Annotated in this window: 22 protein-coding genes; 11 read left to right on the plus strand and 11 right to left on the minus strand. The window is 45.0% G+C overall.

Going from position 1 to position 16322, the window contains the following annotated elements; genetic code table 11:
- Window positions 1-69 precede the first annotated feature (69 nt).
- The 3 genes from AAEO56_RS03745 to AAEO56_RS03755 form a co-directional block, all read right to left on the minus strand.
- Window positions 70-924 (minus strand): glycosyltransferase family protein, encoded by an 855-nt coding sequence (locus AAEO56_RS03745; RefSeq protein WP_341695685.1) that lies wholly within the window; start codon window positions 922-924, stop codon window positions 70-72.
- Window positions 925-1059: 135 nt separating this feature from the next.
- The gene (locus AAEO56_RS03750) at window positions 1060-1569 is read right to left on the minus strand and encodes a hypothetical protein (protein WP_341695686.1); all 510 of its coding nucleotides are present in this window, start codon (window positions 1567-1569) and stop codon (window positions 1060-1062) included.
- Between the two features lie 172 nt (window positions 1570-1741).
- Complete coding sequence (locus tag AAEO56_RS03755) at window positions 1742-2242, minus strand: hypothetical protein (RefSeq protein ID WP_341695687.1); 501 nt, start codon at window positions 2240-2242, stop codon at window positions 1742-1744.
- A 222-nt stretch (window positions 2243-2464) separates the two neighbouring features.
- Here AAEO56_RS03755 and AAEO56_RS03760 point away from each other — a divergent pair, with 222 nt between their 5' ends.
- From AAEO56_RS03760 to AAEO56_RS03780, 5 genes are all read left to right on the plus strand, one after another.
- Window positions 2465-2746, plus strand: coding sequence for a hypothetical protein (locus AAEO56_RS03760; protein WP_341695688.1), 282 nt, complete (start codon window positions 2465-2467; stop codon window positions 2744-2746).
- A 2-nt stretch (window positions 2747-2748) separates the two neighbouring features.
- On the plus strand, window positions 2749-3276 hold the full coding sequence (locus AAEO56_RS03765; protein ID WP_341695689.1) for a YciE/YciF ferroxidase family protein: 528 nt from the start codon (window positions 2749-2751) through the stop codon (window positions 3274-3276).
- Between the two features lie 18 nt (window positions 3277-3294).
- Window positions 3295-4149, plus strand: a complete 855-nt coding sequence (locus AAEO56_RS03770) for an SDR family oxidoreductase (protein ID WP_341695690.1) — start codon at window positions 3295-3297, stop codon at window positions 4147-4149.
- 28 nt (window positions 4150-4177) lie between these two features.
- On the plus strand, window positions 4178-4450 hold the full coding sequence (locus tag AAEO56_RS03775; protein ID WP_341695691.1) for a hypothetical protein: 273 nt from the start codon (window positions 4178-4180) through the stop codon (window positions 4448-4450).
- A gap of 120 nt (window positions 4451-4570) precedes the next feature.
- Window positions 4571-4846, plus strand: coding sequence for a hypothetical protein (locus tag AAEO56_RS03780; RefSeq protein WP_341695692.1), 276 nt, complete (start codon window positions 4571-4573; stop codon window positions 4844-4846).
- Between the two features lie 98 nt (window positions 4847-4944).
- Here the strand turns inward: AAEO56_RS03780 and AAEO56_RS03785 are convergent, their stop codons facing one another.
- The 5 genes from AAEO56_RS03785 to AAEO56_RS03805 all read right to left on the minus strand — a co-directional run bounded on the left by AAEO56_RS03785 (window position 4945) and on the right by AAEO56_RS03805 (window position 8139).
- On the minus strand, window positions 4945-5220 hold the full coding sequence (locus AAEO56_RS03785; RefSeq protein ID WP_341695693.1) for a hypothetical protein: 276 nt from the start codon (window positions 5218-5220) through the stop codon (window positions 4945-4947).
- A gap of 154 nt (window positions 5221-5374) precedes the next feature.
- Complete coding sequence (locus tag AAEO56_RS03790) at window positions 5375-5677, minus strand: hypothetical protein (protein ID WP_341695694.1); 303 nt, start codon at window positions 5675-5677, stop codon at window positions 5375-5377.
- A gap of 23 nt (window positions 5678-5700) precedes the next feature.
- Window positions 5701-6591 (minus strand): SDR family NAD(P)-dependent oxidoreductase, encoded by an 891-nt coding sequence (locus AAEO56_RS03795; protein ID WP_341695695.1) that lies wholly within the window; start codon window positions 6589-6591, stop codon window positions 5701-5703.
- 22 nt (window positions 6592-6613) lie between these two features.
- Window positions 6614-7051, minus strand: a complete 438-nt coding sequence (locus AAEO56_RS03800; RefSeq protein WP_341695696.1) for a Rieske 2Fe-2S domain-containing protein — start codon at window positions 7049-7051, stop codon at window positions 6614-6616.
- Window positions 7024-8139, minus strand: coding sequence for an NAD(P)/FAD-dependent oxidoreductase (locus AAEO56_RS03805; RefSeq protein ID WP_341695697.1), 1116 nt, complete (start codon window positions 8137-8139; stop codon window positions 7024-7026). Before AAEO56_RS03805 ends, AAEO56_RS03800 begins: the two co-directional genes overlap by 28 nt.
- A gap of 134 nt (window positions 8140-8273) precedes the next feature.
- Between AAEO56_RS03805 and AAEO56_RS03810 the strand changes: the two genes are divergently transcribed.
- The 3 genes from AAEO56_RS03810 (at window position 8274) to AAEO56_RS03820 (ending at window position 9377) form a co-directional block, all read left to right on the plus strand.
- Complete coding sequence (locus tag AAEO56_RS03810) at window positions 8274-8498, plus strand: hypothetical protein (protein WP_341695698.1); 225 nt, start codon at window positions 8274-8276, stop codon at window positions 8496-8498.
- Between the two features lie 13 nt (window positions 8499-8511).
- Window positions 8512-8796 carry a SemiSWEET family sugar transporter gene (locus AAEO56_RS03815; protein WP_341695699.1) on the plus strand — a complete coding sequence of 95 codons (285 nt, stop codon included), beginning with the start codon at window positions 8512-8514 and terminating at the stop codon, window positions 8794-8796.
- A gap of 95 nt (window positions 8797-8891) precedes the next feature.
- Window positions 8892-9377 (plus strand): hypothetical protein, encoded by a 486-nt coding sequence (locus tag AAEO56_RS03820; RefSeq protein ID WP_341695700.1) that lies wholly within the window; start codon window positions 8892-8894, stop codon window positions 9375-9377.
- Between the two features lie 152 nt (window positions 9378-9529).
- On the opposite strand, the gene AAEO56_RS03825 is transcribed toward AAEO56_RS03820, so the two are convergent.
- The 3 genes from AAEO56_RS03825 to AAEO56_RS03835 form a co-directional block, all read right to left on the minus strand.
- On the minus strand, window positions 9530-10249 hold the full coding sequence (locus tag AAEO56_RS03825; RefSeq protein ID WP_341695701.1) for an SRPBCC family protein: 720 nt from the start codon (window positions 10247-10249) through the stop codon (window positions 9530-9532).
- A gap of 119 nt (window positions 10250-10368) precedes the next feature.
- A complete protein-coding gene (locus AAEO56_RS03830; protein WP_341695702.1) occupies window positions 10369-10704 on the minus strand; it encodes a hypothetical protein in 336 nt (111 codons plus the stop codon).
- Between the two features lie 11 nt (window positions 10705-10715).
- Window positions 10716-11090: a hypothetical protein gene (locus AAEO56_RS03835; RefSeq protein WP_341695703.1), complete on the minus strand. Its 375-nt coding sequence runs from the start codon at window positions 11088-11090 to the stop codon at window positions 10716-10718.
- A 228-nt stretch (window positions 11091-11318) separates the two neighbouring features.
- Here AAEO56_RS03835 and AAEO56_RS03840 point away from each other — a divergent pair, with 228 nt between their 5' ends.
- From AAEO56_RS03840 to bglX, 3 genes are read left to right on the plus strand one after another with little or no spacing between them, the layout of a single operon-like run.
- Window positions 11319-12398, plus strand: coding sequence for an SGNH/GDSL hydrolase family protein (locus tag AAEO56_RS03840; protein ID WP_341695704.1), 1080 nt, complete (start codon window positions 11319-11321; stop codon window positions 12396-12398).
- Entirely contained in the window at window positions 12395-13774 is a 1380-nt protein-coding gene (locus AAEO56_RS03845) for a sialate O-acetylesterase (protein ID WP_341695705.1), read from the plus strand. Before AAEO56_RS03840 ends, AAEO56_RS03845 begins: the two co-directional genes overlap by 4 nt.
- A 6-nt stretch (window positions 13775-13780) precedes the next feature.
- Entirely contained in the window at window positions 13781-16060 is a 2280-nt protein-coding gene (bglX, locus tag AAEO56_RS03850; protein WP_341695706.1) for a beta-glucosidase BglX, read from the plus strand.
- Window positions 16061-16322: the final 262 nt, after the last annotated feature.

The following is a 16322-nucleotide window of genomic DNA, read 5'->3' on the forward strand; positions in this document are numbered from 1 at the left end:
TTTAGCTAGTGAACCGTGTGAAAAAAATTGGTGGACTTTGTGGTAAAAAACAGTCCCTGATAATAATTTCTAATGTGCTATTTGAGATAGCTTCACTTCATAAAGCTTTCCTCCTTTGCCGCCGTCTTTTTCATCGGCGATAAGCAGGGTATCGTTATCCTTAAAGCATATCCCTTCTTTCTGCGATACATGGCCAAGGTCGATTTCCTGCATGTTGGCTTTTGCAAAATTACTTTCGCCAAAACCGGTGAGCAGCCATATCTTACCACCCGAGAGCAATACGGCTTTAGTGCCATCCGGGCTGATATCTGCACCGGTGATAGCACATTTATTATAACTACTACAGGCTTGTAAAGTGCCTAAAAGCTCAGCGGAATGATTGCCTGCCTTATTGGGGACTTTGTAAATATTGAAAGTGCCATCAAAGCCCTTGCTGCGGTTTTTGCTGAAAATATAAAAGTTGCCTTTGTGCTCAAAAAAAGCTTCAGCATCATAGATCATTTCCGATTTTTTTGGGGGAAACGCTGTCTGCTGCGGATAATAGAATGTAATTACTGATACAACACTATCATATTTCCCGGCATTAAGCCTGTAGATGGCCAGGTTGCGACGGTCATTGTCATTATTGCCAAAATCGCCTATATACAGGTTGCCCTGCTTATCAGAAGTAAGTTCTTCCCAATCGATATTTCGGGCATTTTTTATCGTAATGCTTTCCTGTGTTGTACCCTGCTCACTAATATTGTATATCCTGTTTTTGTTACCGCTGTCTTCAAGCGCCCATATACCCGAACCCTGTATATACTCAAGCCCGGAAATTTCTTTATGGTCCAATGTGCCGATTTCATGCAACTGTCCCGGGGCCTCATTGCAGGATAAAAATACCATAAATGAAGATGCCGCTAAAAAAGTAAGATTTTTCATAATTTACATTTTGGTAAAAGTAAAAACCATTTGGCGCATACCCTATATTTTTGACGTTTTTTTAGTATCCGATAGTGTCCAATTAAAAAAACCATCGGAAGTCCCGATGGTTTTTTTGTATTGAAATAAATTTAATTAGATAACCGGGGCCACATTCCAGCCTGTTGTCGTTATACAGCGTGGTTTTCCGTTGATAGGTGAAACGCCTTCATAGGTAAGTCTCCACCTGTAACACTGGTTTGCAGGCAGCGCTGAGGCAGGCACCCTTATTTCAGCATTTTGTATGGCAGTGTTTGTCAGAGGAGTTGTTGTTTGATAGTTTGTCGTGTTCCCATAACCTGTAGTAATGTCTTCACAGTCGGACAGTAATTGTATCTCAAGGTAAACATTGTACACATACACAAGGGATCCTCCGGCAGCATCTCCTACAAAAACGGCTACTACGTTCTCTAACCCTCCTGACGCATCGCCATATACCGAGCAGGTTATTGTACCCAACTGGCAGGCCGGATATGATGGAGGGCCTGACCTGAATTTTGCTTCGGAAGCAAGATCGGCTTCCTGCGTGAATACTACCTTGGAATCATCTGTCGAACAAGCTGTTAAAAGCGCTAAAAAAGCAATAAGCGATACGATCTTTTTCATAGTTAATTTATTTTATGGTTGTTATTTGTAAAAACAAACATATAAAAGCCGGTTATCATTTATAAATTAATCTAAAGAAAAACGTCAAACAGCTTACTATTATCGGGACCTGCCTACAACAAAAAACCACCGGCAGGACCGGTGGTTTTTCCACTATAAAAAAAATCAAAGTTTAAAAAAGAGGTGCATCATACCATGGTGATGCTACAGAGCAGCCGGTTTTTGATTTGGAGCCAGCCCCGGGGCCATCTACAACAAACCTCCACCTGTAGCATGCATTAGAAGGAAGCAAAGTTCCCGCTACAGTTACTGTGGGTGCTGTAAAGAATGGCGGCTGTATTGTTCCCGGTAATGCAAATATAGTTACAGCACCGTTGCCGCTTGTAATGTCTTCACAATCGGAGAGCATTTCGATCTCAACCCTTGCTTTGTAGGTAACATTGTTTGAAGCGCCCTGCACATATCCGGAAAAAACAACATACGGACGGTCAATACCGCGGGATACATCAATATAGACAGAGGAAGATACGTTTGTAGGGCATGAGTTATCTGCCGCTGCGGTCCTGTATTGTGCATTTGTAAGTTCGCTTTCCTGTATCAGATTCAAATCATTATCATCAGTCGAACATGCTGCAAAAAATAGTAAAACAGGCAGTAATAAAAGCTTTTTCATTGTGGTAGTTGTAAATTTTAGATGTTTTGATAGGACAAACATACACCGGTGTCAAAACATTTATAAATTAATTAAAAGAAAAACGTTAAAATGTTAATTTCTGACGATAACCTGCATCCGTCATCCTTTTCAAACCCCATTTAAACCCTGTTAATCATGCGTTAATTGTAGGTGCATTGCCTTTTGAGATTGGTAACTTTATGAAAACAAATACTGATAACCATGAAAAAAACAACAAGATCGCTTATAGCGTTGTCTTTGCTTTTTAGCCTCATTCTCATTTCCTGTAACGACAATGATAAAAGGAAAGAAATGGAAGACAGGGAGAATGCAAAAGTTGGAAAAGTATACGACAGGGAACAGCAGGGTATTGAACACGAGAACAGGGAAAACCAGTTCCCATCAAGCCGTAACGATAGCGGAAAAGGAACAGGGCAGGAAACCGGGGCGCCGTCTGATACTACAGCCGCAAAAGAAATTACACCACAGGCACAGACACACTAACCATGATAGCAACCGTAGCAAAAGATTATAATGAAGCCGGAGAGCTGAGGGGCTTATTTGAAAAACAGCTAAAACAGCTCTATTGGGCCGAAGGCGTAATGGTAACAATGCTGGGCGATGTCATCAGCAACAGTTTTTCGAAAGACCTGGTAACATTGCTTGAGCAGCACCGTATCGTGACCAACAGCCATATCATAAGGCTCGAAAGGATCTTTGGGGCTATAGGGATCGATGCCGAAGAAGAAACGTATGAAGCTGTAAAATGCCTTATAAGGGAAGCGCATGATTTTATACAATTTACCCGGCAGGGTGTGGTGCGCGATGCAGGAATAATAGGGGTACTTCAAAAAATAAAACATTACGAGATTGCCTGTTACGGAACGATGAGGGCATTTGCTCTCGCCCTGAGGGAAGAAGATGTGGTTGTACTCCTGGAAGAAACGCTTAACGAAGAAAAAGGCACCGACATGCTGCTGTCATCTATCGCGGAATCGCACATCAATATAGAAGCAGCAGATAAAGAAATATAATACCAAAATTTGTGAATCATGGCCAAACCAAAATCATTTCCGGGGCAAACCCAAAGCCAGCCGGGCGATGAGCATAAAATGACACCGAAGCCGGAATTTATACGCAAAAACTATAAAGGCAGCGATAAGCTTAAAGGCAAAACAGCGCTGATAACAGGTGGCGACAGTGGCATTGGCAGAAGTGTAGCAATCCACTTTGCGGTTGAAGGGGCCGACGTAGCCATTATGTACTACGATGAGCACAAAGATGCCGAAGACACTAAAAAGCTGATCGAAAAGCAAGGGCAGAAATGCCTGCTGATAAGTGGCGACCTTAAAGACGAAGAATTCTGTAAAGAAGCTGTTGCCAAAACAGTTAAAGAACTGGGCGGGCTTAACATAATAGTGAATAACGCGGCAGTACAGTTCCCTAAAAAAGAATTTAAAGACATAACCGGCGCGCAGGTAAGGGAAACATTTGAAACCAATATCTTCCCTTTCTTTTATATAACCCGGGAAGCGCTGAAGCACCTTAAGAAAGGCGATTCGATAATCAATACCACATCAGTAACAGCCTACCGCGGCAGCGAGCACCTCATCGACTACAGCAGCACGAAGGGCGCTATCGTTTCGTTTACCCGCTCTGCGTCGGCTATGCTGGCCGAAGAAGGCATACGCGTTAACGGTATTGCGCCGGGGCCTATATGGACGCCCCTGATCCCAGCGAGCTTTGATGCTGATGAAGTGGCAAAATTTGGCCAGGATACCCCGATGAAACGTGCAGGCCAACCAAGCGAGGTAGGCCCGGCATATGTTTTTCTTGCCAGCGAAGATGCCTCCTACATTACCGGGCAGGTGATTCATGTAAATGGCGGAGAAATGACCGGCGGATAATTTATAAACTTTTTAAAATAATATAATCATGGAAAATAATGCAAACGACCGCAACAGGCCGAACAATGACAGGCTTAATGAAATTAAGAACATGAAACCCGACACTACGCTGCCGTATGAAGATCCGCTGCTGATAAATCCCGCAGAGCTGGCAACTTTCCCGAAAAAATCGAAAATAGCCACTGCAGGGCAAATTGAAAAGGAAAGCGAAGACCACCTTGTAAACCGCAGGTCGCCGGTAAGGGAAGGTCGCAATATCACCCGCACGGACAATGACCCCAACAACGATGGGTTTTTATAAAAAAAAGGGCACCAGCCCTTTTTTTTATTTACCTGCGGGTAAGCCATAATATTTAACAGCGGCAAATGTTACCATGATATTAAAAAACCGTAACTTTATACCACTACAAATCAAACGATTATGACAAATCAATTACACGACCGCAGGGATCAGGGTGATCCTGGCGGACATTCAGACACAAGGCAGGGAGGATACTATAATGCGATGGTGCCGTATGAAGACCCCGCGATCATTAACCCTGACGAACTTGCAAGCTTCCCTAAAATGGTTAAAACGGGCAGTTACCACAACTACCATGACCATGAGCTGCACGAAATAACCAAAAGGACACCGGTACGGGACGGAAGGAACATAACGCGGACCGATAACCATCCTGACAAAAAAGGTTTCATGTAGAAGAATAGGCAGCAGCCTCTTTTTGAACCTTTTGTAAATGAAGAAAGCTGTATTTAATTAAAATTAAATACAGCTTTCTGTTATAGAAGGGAAATTTGTTACTGGCTTTTCTTTGCTGACGATTTTTCATCATTTACAGCAACGGAAGTACTTTTCACTTCCTGCGAAGTTTTTTCATTTTTACGGGTCGTGGGCTGAGCCTGTTCTGCATTTATATTAGTATCTGCAGCCTGCTCCTTAACCTCAGCCGGTGCTGCCGGTTTTTGGTAAGATACATATTCAACAACGGTTTTATCCGGTTGTTTCGGGTAGGATTGAGCTGATGCAACTGCTACTGCAAATAATGCGCTGAGGGATAAAATAGTCTTTTTCATGATTACTGATTTTTTAAGTTATCTGTACTTCTTTATTTTCATATTGTAAAATTACCCCACTAAAAAACAAACAATCTAAAGGTTTGGTTAACGTTAACATTAAAGTTTTCACAAAAAAAAGCTGCCGTTTAACCGGCAGCTGTAACAGGTTTTCCTAATTCCTTTTTTTGTCTTTTTTAATTTTTTTCTTAGACGAAACCGTATCCTGCATCCCATCGGTTTTTGGGGTGCTCTTCACATGGTCGCGTGTTTTAAGCTCATCCTTCTTTGGTACGACCGATGCTTCCGGATCTTTGTTTACGTCATTCTGCATCTCCGCATCTTCTTTTGCCTTATCCTTCACTTCGGTCGTTTTTTGCACTTCCGGCTGTAATGGCTTTGTTGATTTAGGTTCTGTCTGTGCTGAAGCTATGCCGAATGTAAGGACAGCTGCCAGCGATAAAATGATTCGTTTCATAATGCTTTAATTTTAGTTTACTATTAATTTTTCCTGTCACCATTGATGCCTCCGCTTTCGGCATTGATGGTCTCCCTTTCCCTCGACGATGCGCCGTGGGTAATTGACGTCCTTCCGCCTTCATCCATGCTCGACACCATCTGTTTCTCCATGGTAGCTGTTACAGCAGTATCGGGCATAAGGTTGTTCATGGTGTTCTGCATTTTATTTTTAAAGCCCGGCTGTACCGTGATATCGCCGGCCATCATTGCTTTATAGCCTCCTTCGGCTACATCGGCAGGGTCATAAAGTTCTGTTTCTTTATAGGTAACCGAATTTTCTGCTTTTGCTTTGTGGAAAAAGTCGGTATCTGTAGCACCCGGCTGCAGCGCTGTAACCGTGACATTGGTCTCTTCAAGCTCCTTAGCAAGCGCTTCGGAAAATGACAATACAAATGCTTTGGTTGCAGCATAGACCGCAAGGTAGGGCGTTGGTGATTTTGACACCGAAGACGCCAGCTGCAATATCCTGCCGCTTTTGCGCGCTACCATTTCTTCCAGGAAATATTTGGTCAGGCTCATCAGGGAAATAATATTCAGTTGTACCAGGTCGATATCCCTGCTGATATCTGTTTTATGGAACCTGCCCCATTCGCCCTGGCCGGCATCGTTCACAAGATATTCTATAGCAACGCCAAGTTCTTTCGTTTTATCGAATACCTGTTTGGCTGCCTCGGGCTTAAAGAGGTCGGCTGCAATGGTGTGTACTGTAATGTCTGAAATCTGGCGCATCTCGGCCGCAGTCGATTTTAGGTTCTCTTCGCTTCGTGCTACCAGTACCAGGTTGATGTTGTCTTTTGCAAAAAGCTTTGCAAGTTCGTAGCCTATCCCGCTGGTGGCCCCTGTAATTAATGCATACTGTTGTGAATTGCTCATAGCTGATTTTTTTAAAGTTGGTTTAATTATTCTTAATCGTTATTTTTTCAAGTGGTTCCAATGCCGGGCCTTCAATAATGCTACCGTCGGTATCAAAGCGGGAGGCATGGCACGGGCAGTCCCACGTCTTTTCGGCGGTATTAAAATGTACCACGCACCACAGGTGGGTACATATTGCCGAGCAGGCTTTCATTCCGTCCTTTGGACTGTTGTATACCGCAAGCTTCTTTCCGTCAACATCGATCACTTTTCCCTCGCCGGAAGGTATGTCATCCAGCTGTGGGTTTTTAAACAGGATATAGTCCTTAAAGTATTGTGCCGTGTTATTAAGGGTTTCCTTAATTGTTTTGCCCGCTGCCTTCAGAGGGCTGTGGCGCGCAGCATCAAAAAGTTTTGTGTAATTGGTTTCTTTTTCTGTTATGATATCCCGGATCACAGCTGCCGCAACGGTGCCCCCCATACCAGTCCGTCGGTAGAAAACCCTGTGGCGACAAATTCATTTGATCCTGCACTTCTGCGACCTATGTAGGGAAGTCCGTCAGCAGGCTTGTAGTTTTGGCCTCCCCAGCGGTTGGTCACTTCGGCTACATCAAAATGTTCGCGCAGGAAATTTTCGAGGTTGGCAATGTTTTCCTCGTTATGCTCCTTCTGCCCTACTTTGTGCGGCTGGCCAATGCACATCAGGTACTTTTCGCCTTCGTGCTCATAGGAACGTACAGAATATCGGTCGTTCGCATTAAAATAACCCCAAAAGATACCTTCAGGATAATTGCCTGAAGCCAGCTTTACTGCAACACCATATTCGCGGTACGGCCCCAGCAAAGAATGGAAATCAACCATCCTGCCTTTGGGCGTATGGGTAGCATGTACTACATATTGCGCATACACTTTGCCCCTGTTGGTCGCTATTATATACTGGCCTTTTTCTTCTTCGATAGACAGCACGGTAGTATTTTCGAATATACGGCAGCCGTCATCGCAAACCGCATTAGCAAGCTGCTGTACATACCGAAGTGGGTTAAATTGCCCCTGCCCATCTATTTTTATACCATTTACAATTGTAAATGGCACTTCGCCCTGTGTGATATAGCTTATCCCAATACCTGCATCTTTCGCAGCTTCATATTCTTTTTCGATCTTGCTACTATTCGCTTCATTAGAAGAAAACAAATACCACGGCTGCTCCTTATAATCGCAATCAATGGCATATTGCTGAATGTTTTGTTTTATAAGCGTTAAAGCCTCATCGCGGGCAGTTGTTACCTGCCTTACAACATCGGTATCATATTTGGTTTTTGTGGCGTCAAACCCAAATTCGGTTACCTTATATATATTACCCGTGCTGCCTGCCGTACTGCCGCCTCCCACACTCCGTGCTTCCAGTACAGCTACCTTCAGGCCTGCCTGCTTTAGTAATTGGGCAGTAGTGATCCCGGTTATCCCGCCGCCTATTATAGCGACTTCGGTAGTGATATTGGCTTTAAGGGTTTCAAAGCGATTCCCTTCCGCATTTGCTTTCCAGACAGACAGCATCTTGTTCTTCTCCATAATCATCTTGTTTATTACTGATAACAAGGTAGGCACTATAAATGCGGCAGCCTGTTAAGTGCAAGTTAATCAAGCGTTAATGTTGGTTGTAAGAATTTTAAGGTTCCCTAATTTTATAATGTCATCTAAGAAGTATGAAACAATATAAGAATTTAGAAGGCCATTCCGGCGTAACCGGCTACGAGATACATGATCATAGCATCAGGATCGAATTCAACAATGATACTGTTTATGAATATACGTATGCAAGCGCAGGGAAACGCATTATTGAAAGAATGAAGAAGCTGGCAGCCGCCGGCAAAGGGCTGAGTACGTATATCAGCCAAACCGTAAGGGAAAAATTCGAGACAAAAAATTAACTACTTCACTACAATGGACTATATCGAGATACTTGGTCTAACGGCAGCACTATTTACCACAGTTGCCAACATCCCTCAGGCGGTAAAGGTGATAAAGACACGCTCTACCAAAAGCCTCTCGGCGGCTTCCTACACCATCCTGTTTATCGGCCTGACGCTGTGGACCGTTTATGGTATTAGCCGGAACGATCTGCCCGTCCTGCTCGGAAACGTAATCGCAGCGGCTTTATGCGGTATTATTTTAGGGGTGAAATTGTGGTGTAAATATGTTTCAGGTGAAAAAGAGGAAAGCGCTTAGCCATAATGTTATTTTCTTGCCAATTAGATTTTTATTAGGAAAAACGCTCCGGATTAATGGATAAATTTAGTTGAAATTCTAAACACCCCACGATCATGAAAAAACAAACATTAATAAAAAGCGGCGTTATGGCATCATTGCTAATTGCCGGCATGAACTTAACAACCTCATGTGAGAGCTGCAGCCGTAAAGATACGCACACAGAGACTACAAAATATGTTACAGATACCGATACCGTTTACGTAGACAGTTCTTCTACAGATACAGGAAACTCGGGTACAAGCGGAACTGGTTCGGGCACAGGGCGCTCTTCATCTGCTACCGGCACATCAGGATCGTCTTCTTCAGGTTCACCAGGATCTTCGTCTTCAGGATCTTCATCAACATCATCGTCAAATGGCAAAAAACTTACACAAGAGGAGATTACAGATGAAGTAGAGAATAGCAGCAAGACAGCGAGAGATGCCAATGGTAAACCGATTAACAGCGGCGGCACGTCGGGCACAGGCATGGGCACCGGCACCGGAAGTACGGGCAACAACTCAAGGGTTTCAAAAGCTGAAGACCAAAAAGGAAACTAGTATTCCGTAGCAGTCCCGGTTTTCAGTAATCATAAAAAAGCTCAAAGGTTTAAATCTTTGAGCTTTTTTAATGTCTTGTATTTTTGTACTTCTCTATTCTGTAAGAAACTAAACTACTAACTCGCCGCCGGTTTCGGACTTCGGACAAAAAACTACGTATAAATAGCCACCGTTTCCTGCTGCAGCCTTTTCGGGGTGCCGGTTTCCATATAGCGCTTAAAGCCCATCACATCCTTGCGTACTACTTTTTCGAATACAGGATTCATCAGCCTGGCTATTTCTGTACCCATCGAACCGAACGGAACGTGATAAGAAAATACCACATGAACCAGTGTACCCAGTTCGCCTGCATCTTTAAACGTTACTTTCCCGGCATTGGATATCATCGATCCCGGCATTGAACGCCAGCCTATGTGCCTGTGCGGTTCATCGGAAACTATCTCGGCTTTCCAGCTTACATTTCCCAGGCCACCCGGCAGGCTGGCTTTCCATTCGGAGTGCGTATCGCCAAGTACAGTAACCGTTTCAAGGTGTTCCATGAATAACGGAAGGTTGCCAAGGTGCCTCCAGAAATTGTATACTTCATTTACAGGCCGCTGCACGATCATCCTCGCATGGATATTGATGTTGGAATCAGCAGGTTTGCCGGCAGGTGCGCCAAGCAGCTTACTGTTAATCGTACCGTTACGCTGAAGCCCCTTTATACCCCTGTAGATCATAAATCCTGCAGCTGCCATTTCGAGGATACTTTTCCTTTCGCGCTTAAAGGCATCGTACAGCAGGTACGCGCCGCCAAGAACCGAAATAGCGGATTCTATATCGCCTATAGTCTTTTTTGAAGGTGTAACGGTAAGGTCGTTCAGCTTTTCCATGGAGTGTGGTATTGAGGTTGATTTGTTTAATAAAAATAAGAAATGGCTGCCTATCTGCCATTCACTTTAACAATACCTTATCAGCAATAAAAAACCCTGCCGGAGCAGGGTTTAAGGATTTAAGGCCTCGGCGATGTTCCCATCGGCATTGTTGTGGGGTTGGTGGTTGGAGAGCCGGTTGTTGTTCCGGTCCTTTTATTGTTTTCCATACCGTTTGTTGTACTACCTGAAGAATTTGTAGTGGTAGTCGCCGTGGCGCTACTCCTTTTTTTCTTCGCGGTGGTTTTGTCCTTTGCAGCAGCATCTTTACGTTGCTCTGATGTTGCAGCGCGCGATGTCTGCGTGTTTCTGGTACTTGTTTGTGTACGTGTGGTACTAGTACTTGTGGAGTCCGTTTGTGCTGATGCAATGCCAAATGCAAGCATTGCTCCCAGCGTAAAAATTGCTTTTTTCATGATCTATAAATTTATTGTGTTATTGTTGTGTTTGTGGTAATTGTACCCTGTCCTGAAGTGCCGGGCGCTGTGCCTGAAGTAGTCGACGGGCGGGACATGTTATTTGTTGTTCCGGTTATGGTGCCATTTGTAGTCCCGGTGGTAGTTGCCGGGGAAGACATTGAAGGCGTTACAGGAACAGTGGACGGGGCCTGGTTTGAAAATGTGTTAGTTGATTCTGTAGATGTCGTAACCGGTTTTGGTTTTGTGAGCGCCTCATCCTGCTTTGTAGTAGTCCTGATCTGTGAATTCACGGAGGTATTCTGAATACCTGTCTGGTTGTTTACCTGTGCCGATGCGATGCCAAATGCCAACATTGCTCCCAGCGATAAAAATAGCTTTTTCATATTCTTTTTTTTATTATTTAAATTTTAAATAAAGTTACAACAGCTCTTCACACGCAATGCCTTGTTTTTATTAATATTAACCTCCTTTTAACCCGCTTTTGGGAGGCACTACAAATTTGTGTTAATCATCCCTACAGGGTTTAAAATCTTATTAGGTTTTGACGCAATCGTATTCGTCAGTACCGTTGCTTTTATGTATTTTTCCTACTTTTACTTAAACTTCTATTTATGGTTTTTCCACAAAAGATAATCACGCTTTTCATTGTCTCGCTGCTTTCGTGCAACGCAAAGCATACATCTGTTACCAACAACACCTATATCATTAAAGGAAGAGTTGAAAAGGCTGATGATAAGGTAACCCTGATAAGCCCGGGGTCCTCAGTAACATTCGCTTTCCAGGGGGATAAGTGTACGCTGAACCTCAAAGCCGAAGACACCTATGAGCATCACAATTATGTAGTAGTCGAAATTGACGGCAAATACTATGGCCGCCATAAAATAATGACAACCGACACCCCACTTTCTTTTGACTTCAAAGGAAATAAGAAACATACCCTGACGCTTTATAAAGCCACCGAAGCTGCAAACGGGAATGTAATTCTGTTAAGTGCGGATGCTGACCTCATCACTATGAAGCCAACGGCCAAAAAGAAGATCGAATTTATCGGCGACTCGATAACCTGTGGCATGGGCAACGACCTCGAAACGATTCCCTGCGATGCCGGCGTGTGGTTCGACCAGCACAATGCCTATTATGCGTATGGTCCGATTACGTCCAGGGAACTGGATGCTGATTTTATACTGAATTCGGTTTCAGGTATAGGGATGTACCGGAACTGGAACGACGAGCACGACAAAGAAGCCATCATGCCCGATGTATATGAGAACCTTTACCTTAATAAGGACACTTCAAAACCCTATGCTTTCGACTTCAATCCTGATGTGACCTGCATTGCCCTTGGCACCAACGATTTTTCCGACGGTGATGGCAAAAAACCACGGCTTCCTTTTAATGAGGAGAAGTATGTATCCAACTACATTGCCTTTATAAAAACAGTTTATAAGCATTCGCCAAAAACACATATAGTCCTGCTGAACAGCCCGATGGTAAGCGGCGCGAAAAATGAGACTTTCGTTAAATGCCTTAACCGCGTGAAGGACGCTTTCGCCAATGACAAAACGCATAAACCAATACAGCTCTTTACTTTTACATCGGTAACACCGCACGGCTGCGGTTACCATCCGGATATTAAAGACCATAAAAAAATGGCCGGCCAGCTGGCACCCTTCTTAAAAAAATTATTATGAAAAGAAATACTATACTCCTGCTTGCTTTTATATTGTTGCCATTTGCGATAAAGGCCAATGTAGTGCTTCCCTCCTTTTTCTCGGATAATATGGTGCTGCAACGCAATACCGATGTAAAGCTTTGGGGATGGGGCAGCCCGTTTGAAGAGATGGTCATAAAGACAGGATGGGACAATAAAGAATACAAGCTGAAACCTACAAGGCAGGCTTACTGGGAACTGATCGTGAAAACTCCCGGTGCAGGTGGGCCATATACCATCAGCTTTAAGGGTTATAATGAGATCGTTCTCAAAAATGTAATGATCGGCGAAGTGTGGTTCTGTTCCGGGCAGTCAAATATGGAATGGTCAGCCAATATGAAAATAGACAATGCCGAAGCCGAAAAGGCCAAAGCCAACTACCCGAACATACGCTTCTTTACCGCGCCTAAACTTGCATCGCCCTACCCGCAGATGAACCTTCCCGGCAAATGGGAAGTATGCACACCTGAGACTATGGGCAATTTTAGCGCAATAGGGTACTTTTTTGCAGAGCACTTACAGGAAGACTTAAAAAACGTGCCTATAGGAATCATCAATTCCAGTTGGGGAGGCTCGCCTGCCGAACCCTGGATACCCGAAGCGTATATCAATGAAGACCCCGTACTCGGAAAAGCAGCTGCCGACCTAACCCCTGTTGGCTGGAGCCCTTCGGAGCCGGGGCGCATTTACAATGCTATGATACAGCCGTTCATTGGGTACAAAATTGCCGGAGTGCTTTGGTACCAGGGCGAAAGCAATGTAGGTTCGCATACGTATGATAAAACGCTGGCCGGACTTATAAAATCGTGGCGCGGGGTTTGGGGAAGTGAATTCCCTTTTTACTTCGTACAGATAGCCCCATATAATTATGATGGCAGCACCGACCTTGGCGTTGTGATACGCGATTCCCAAAGGAAAGTTTTACAGGTTACAGAAAATACCGGGATGGTTGTCGTGAGCGACATAAGCCCTGCCGATGATCTCCACCCGAGGAATAAGAAAACCGTAGGCCAGCGCCTAGCTAACCTGGCGCTCAGCAATCATTACGGCATAAACAAGGGCGTGGTGAACGGCCCATTATACAAAAGCCTGAAAGCCGACAAGAATAAGCTGACCGTATTTTTTGATAATGCGGAGGGATTAAAATTTAAAGGCAAGACCTCAACCTTATTTGAAGTTGCGGGTGATGACGGCATTTTCCACAAAGCAGAGGCGAAAATTAAAAAGAACACTATAATACTTACTTCTAAAGATGTGAAGAAACCAATAAAGGCGAGGTATGGCTGGCTCAATACCGCACAGGCCGACCTCTTCAACGGGGCGGGGCTGCCTGCATCTTCCTTCACCACCGAATAAACAACCATGAAACAAACACAAACACTACTGCTGCTGGCGCTTTTTGCCATCGGCACTACACAGGCACAGAACAAGAAAGCAATGGACAAAAAACAGGACATCGAGAAAAAGATCGACGCATTAATGGCCAAAATGACCCTTGAGGAAAAAGTAGGCCAAATGAACCAATACAATGGCTTTTGGGACGTGACCGGGCCTTCGCCAAAAGAAGGCAGCGCCGCACTCAAATACGAACACCTGCGCAAGGGTTGGGTCGGCTCGATGCTTACTGTAAGAGGTGTTAAGGAAGTCCGCGCCGTACAGAAGATCGCCGTGGAAGAAACACGTCTCGGCATTCCCCTGATCATCGGTTTTGACGTAATACACGGTTATAAAACGCTAAGCCCAATCCCCCTTGCCGAAGCCGCAAGCTGGGACATGGAAGCCATACGAAAGTCGGCGGAGGTAGCTGCCGGGGAAGCTTCGGCTTCCGGAATCAACTGGACGTTCGGGCCGATGGTAGATATCAGCCGTGATGCCCGTTGGGGCCGTGTTATGGAAGGTGCGGGCGAAGATCCGTACCTCGGCAGTAAAGTTGCCACCGCAAGGGTAAAAGGCTTTCAGGGGGACGACCTGTCATTACCTACGACTATTGCAGCATGCGCCAAACACTTTGCCGGGTATGGCTTTATCGAAGCGGGGCGGGATTACAACACTGTCGATATTGGCAATGCCACACTTTATAATACGGTACTGCCGCCCTTTAAGGCTGCCAAAGAAGCGGGGGTACGTACATTCATGAATGCTTTCAACCTGCTAAATGGTGTGCCTGCCACGGGCAACAGTTTTTTGCAGCGCGATATCCTGAAAGGTAAGTGGGGCTTTGACGGCTTTGTAATAACCGATTGGGCTTCCATAAGGGAAATGATGGCACATGGCTTTGCCAAAGACGGTGCCGAGGCTTCCCTGAAAGCAATAACTGCGGGTGCGGATATGGATATGGAATCGCATTTGTACATAAGCGAATTGGTGAAACTGGTGAACGATGGGAAGGTGGATGTAAAGCTTGTTGACGATGCCGTGCGACGGATACTAAGGGTTAAGTTCGAGCTTGGCCTGTTTGACGACCCTTACCGCTATTGTGATGAAAAGCGCGAGGCAGCAACCATAGGCAGTAAAGCCAACCACGATGCCGTGCTGGATATGGCAAAGAAGTCGATAGTGCTTTTGAAGAACGAAAAGAACCTGCTGCCGCTTAAAAAGAACGGGCAAAAAATAGCCCTTATAGGCGCGCTTGCCAATGATAAAACGAGCCCTCTGGGAAGCTGGAGGATTGCCTCGCAGGATGAGACAGCCGTATCGGTATTGGAAGGGATGCAGCAGTATAAAGGCAACACGCTGACGTATGAAAAAGGTGGCGATGCTTACCTTGGCAAACCGACATTCCTAACTGAAGTGGCTTGGAATACGACAGACCGCAGTGGTTTTGAAGCTGCTAAAAAAGCCGCCGCTTCCGCAGATGTGGTCGTGATGGTTTTAGGCGAACACGGTTTCCAGAGTGGTGAGGGCCGCAGCCGTACCAATCTTGACCTGCCGGGGTTGCAACAGGAACTGCTGGAAGAAGTTTATAAAGTAAATCCTAATATCGTGCTGGTTCTCAACAATGGCCGTCCGCTGGCATTGCCGTGGGCTGCTGAACATATCCCGGCTATTGTAGAGGCATGGCAGCTTGGAACGGAAACCGGCAATGCTGTAGCGCAGGTATTATATGGCGACTACAATCCGAGCGGGAAATTGCCAATGAGCTTTCCGCGCAACGTGGGTCAGGTGCCTATTTATTACAACCAGCACTCTACAGGAAGGCCTACAGATGCCGACAACAATGTGTTCTGGTCGCATTATTCGGATGTGGAGAAAACGCCGCTGTTTGCTTTTGGGCACGGCTTAAGCTATACGACCTTTAAATATGGCGCTATAAAGCTTGAGAAGAAAGTCTATACTAAAGGCGAACCTGTAAAAGTATCGGTTGACGTAACCAATACCGGCAATTATGACGGTAAGGAAGTCGTGCAGCTATACATCAGGGATATTGCGGCAAGCCTGTCGCGACCGGTAAAAGAACTGAAAGGATTTGAACTCGTTTCTTTGAAAAAGGGGGAAACAAAAACGGTGACTTTTACATTGACGGATAGTGAATTGGGCTTCTATAACAATAACGGTGATTATCTGGTAGAGCCAGGAACGTTTAAGGTTTTTTTAGGGACGAGTTCTGTTGATACACAGGAAGCGGAGTTTGAGTTGAAGTAGGTTTTTGTCGGAGGCTGGAGGTCGGATGTTCGATGCAGAGTAGTAAATATGATGTATAACGTGAGCGTGAGGGACAGGAGCGGCATCCTGCTGAGGCACGAAGCAGATACAGCGGATGGCCCGACGCTGTAGCTTGCGGAAGCGGCACGCCCAAAAAAAGTTTTCAGTCGCAATCGCAGTTTTCAGTTTGGAACCTGCTAAACCCGGGCAGGTTGGGGATCGGGCAATATCCGCAAATTTTCCCGGTCAATATGGATTTATA

This window comes from Flavobacterium arundinis, from assembly GCF_038289855.1.
Classification (GTDB): Bacteria; Bacteroidota; Bacteroidia; order Flavobacteriales; family Flavobacteriaceae; genus Flavobacterium; species Flavobacterium arundinis.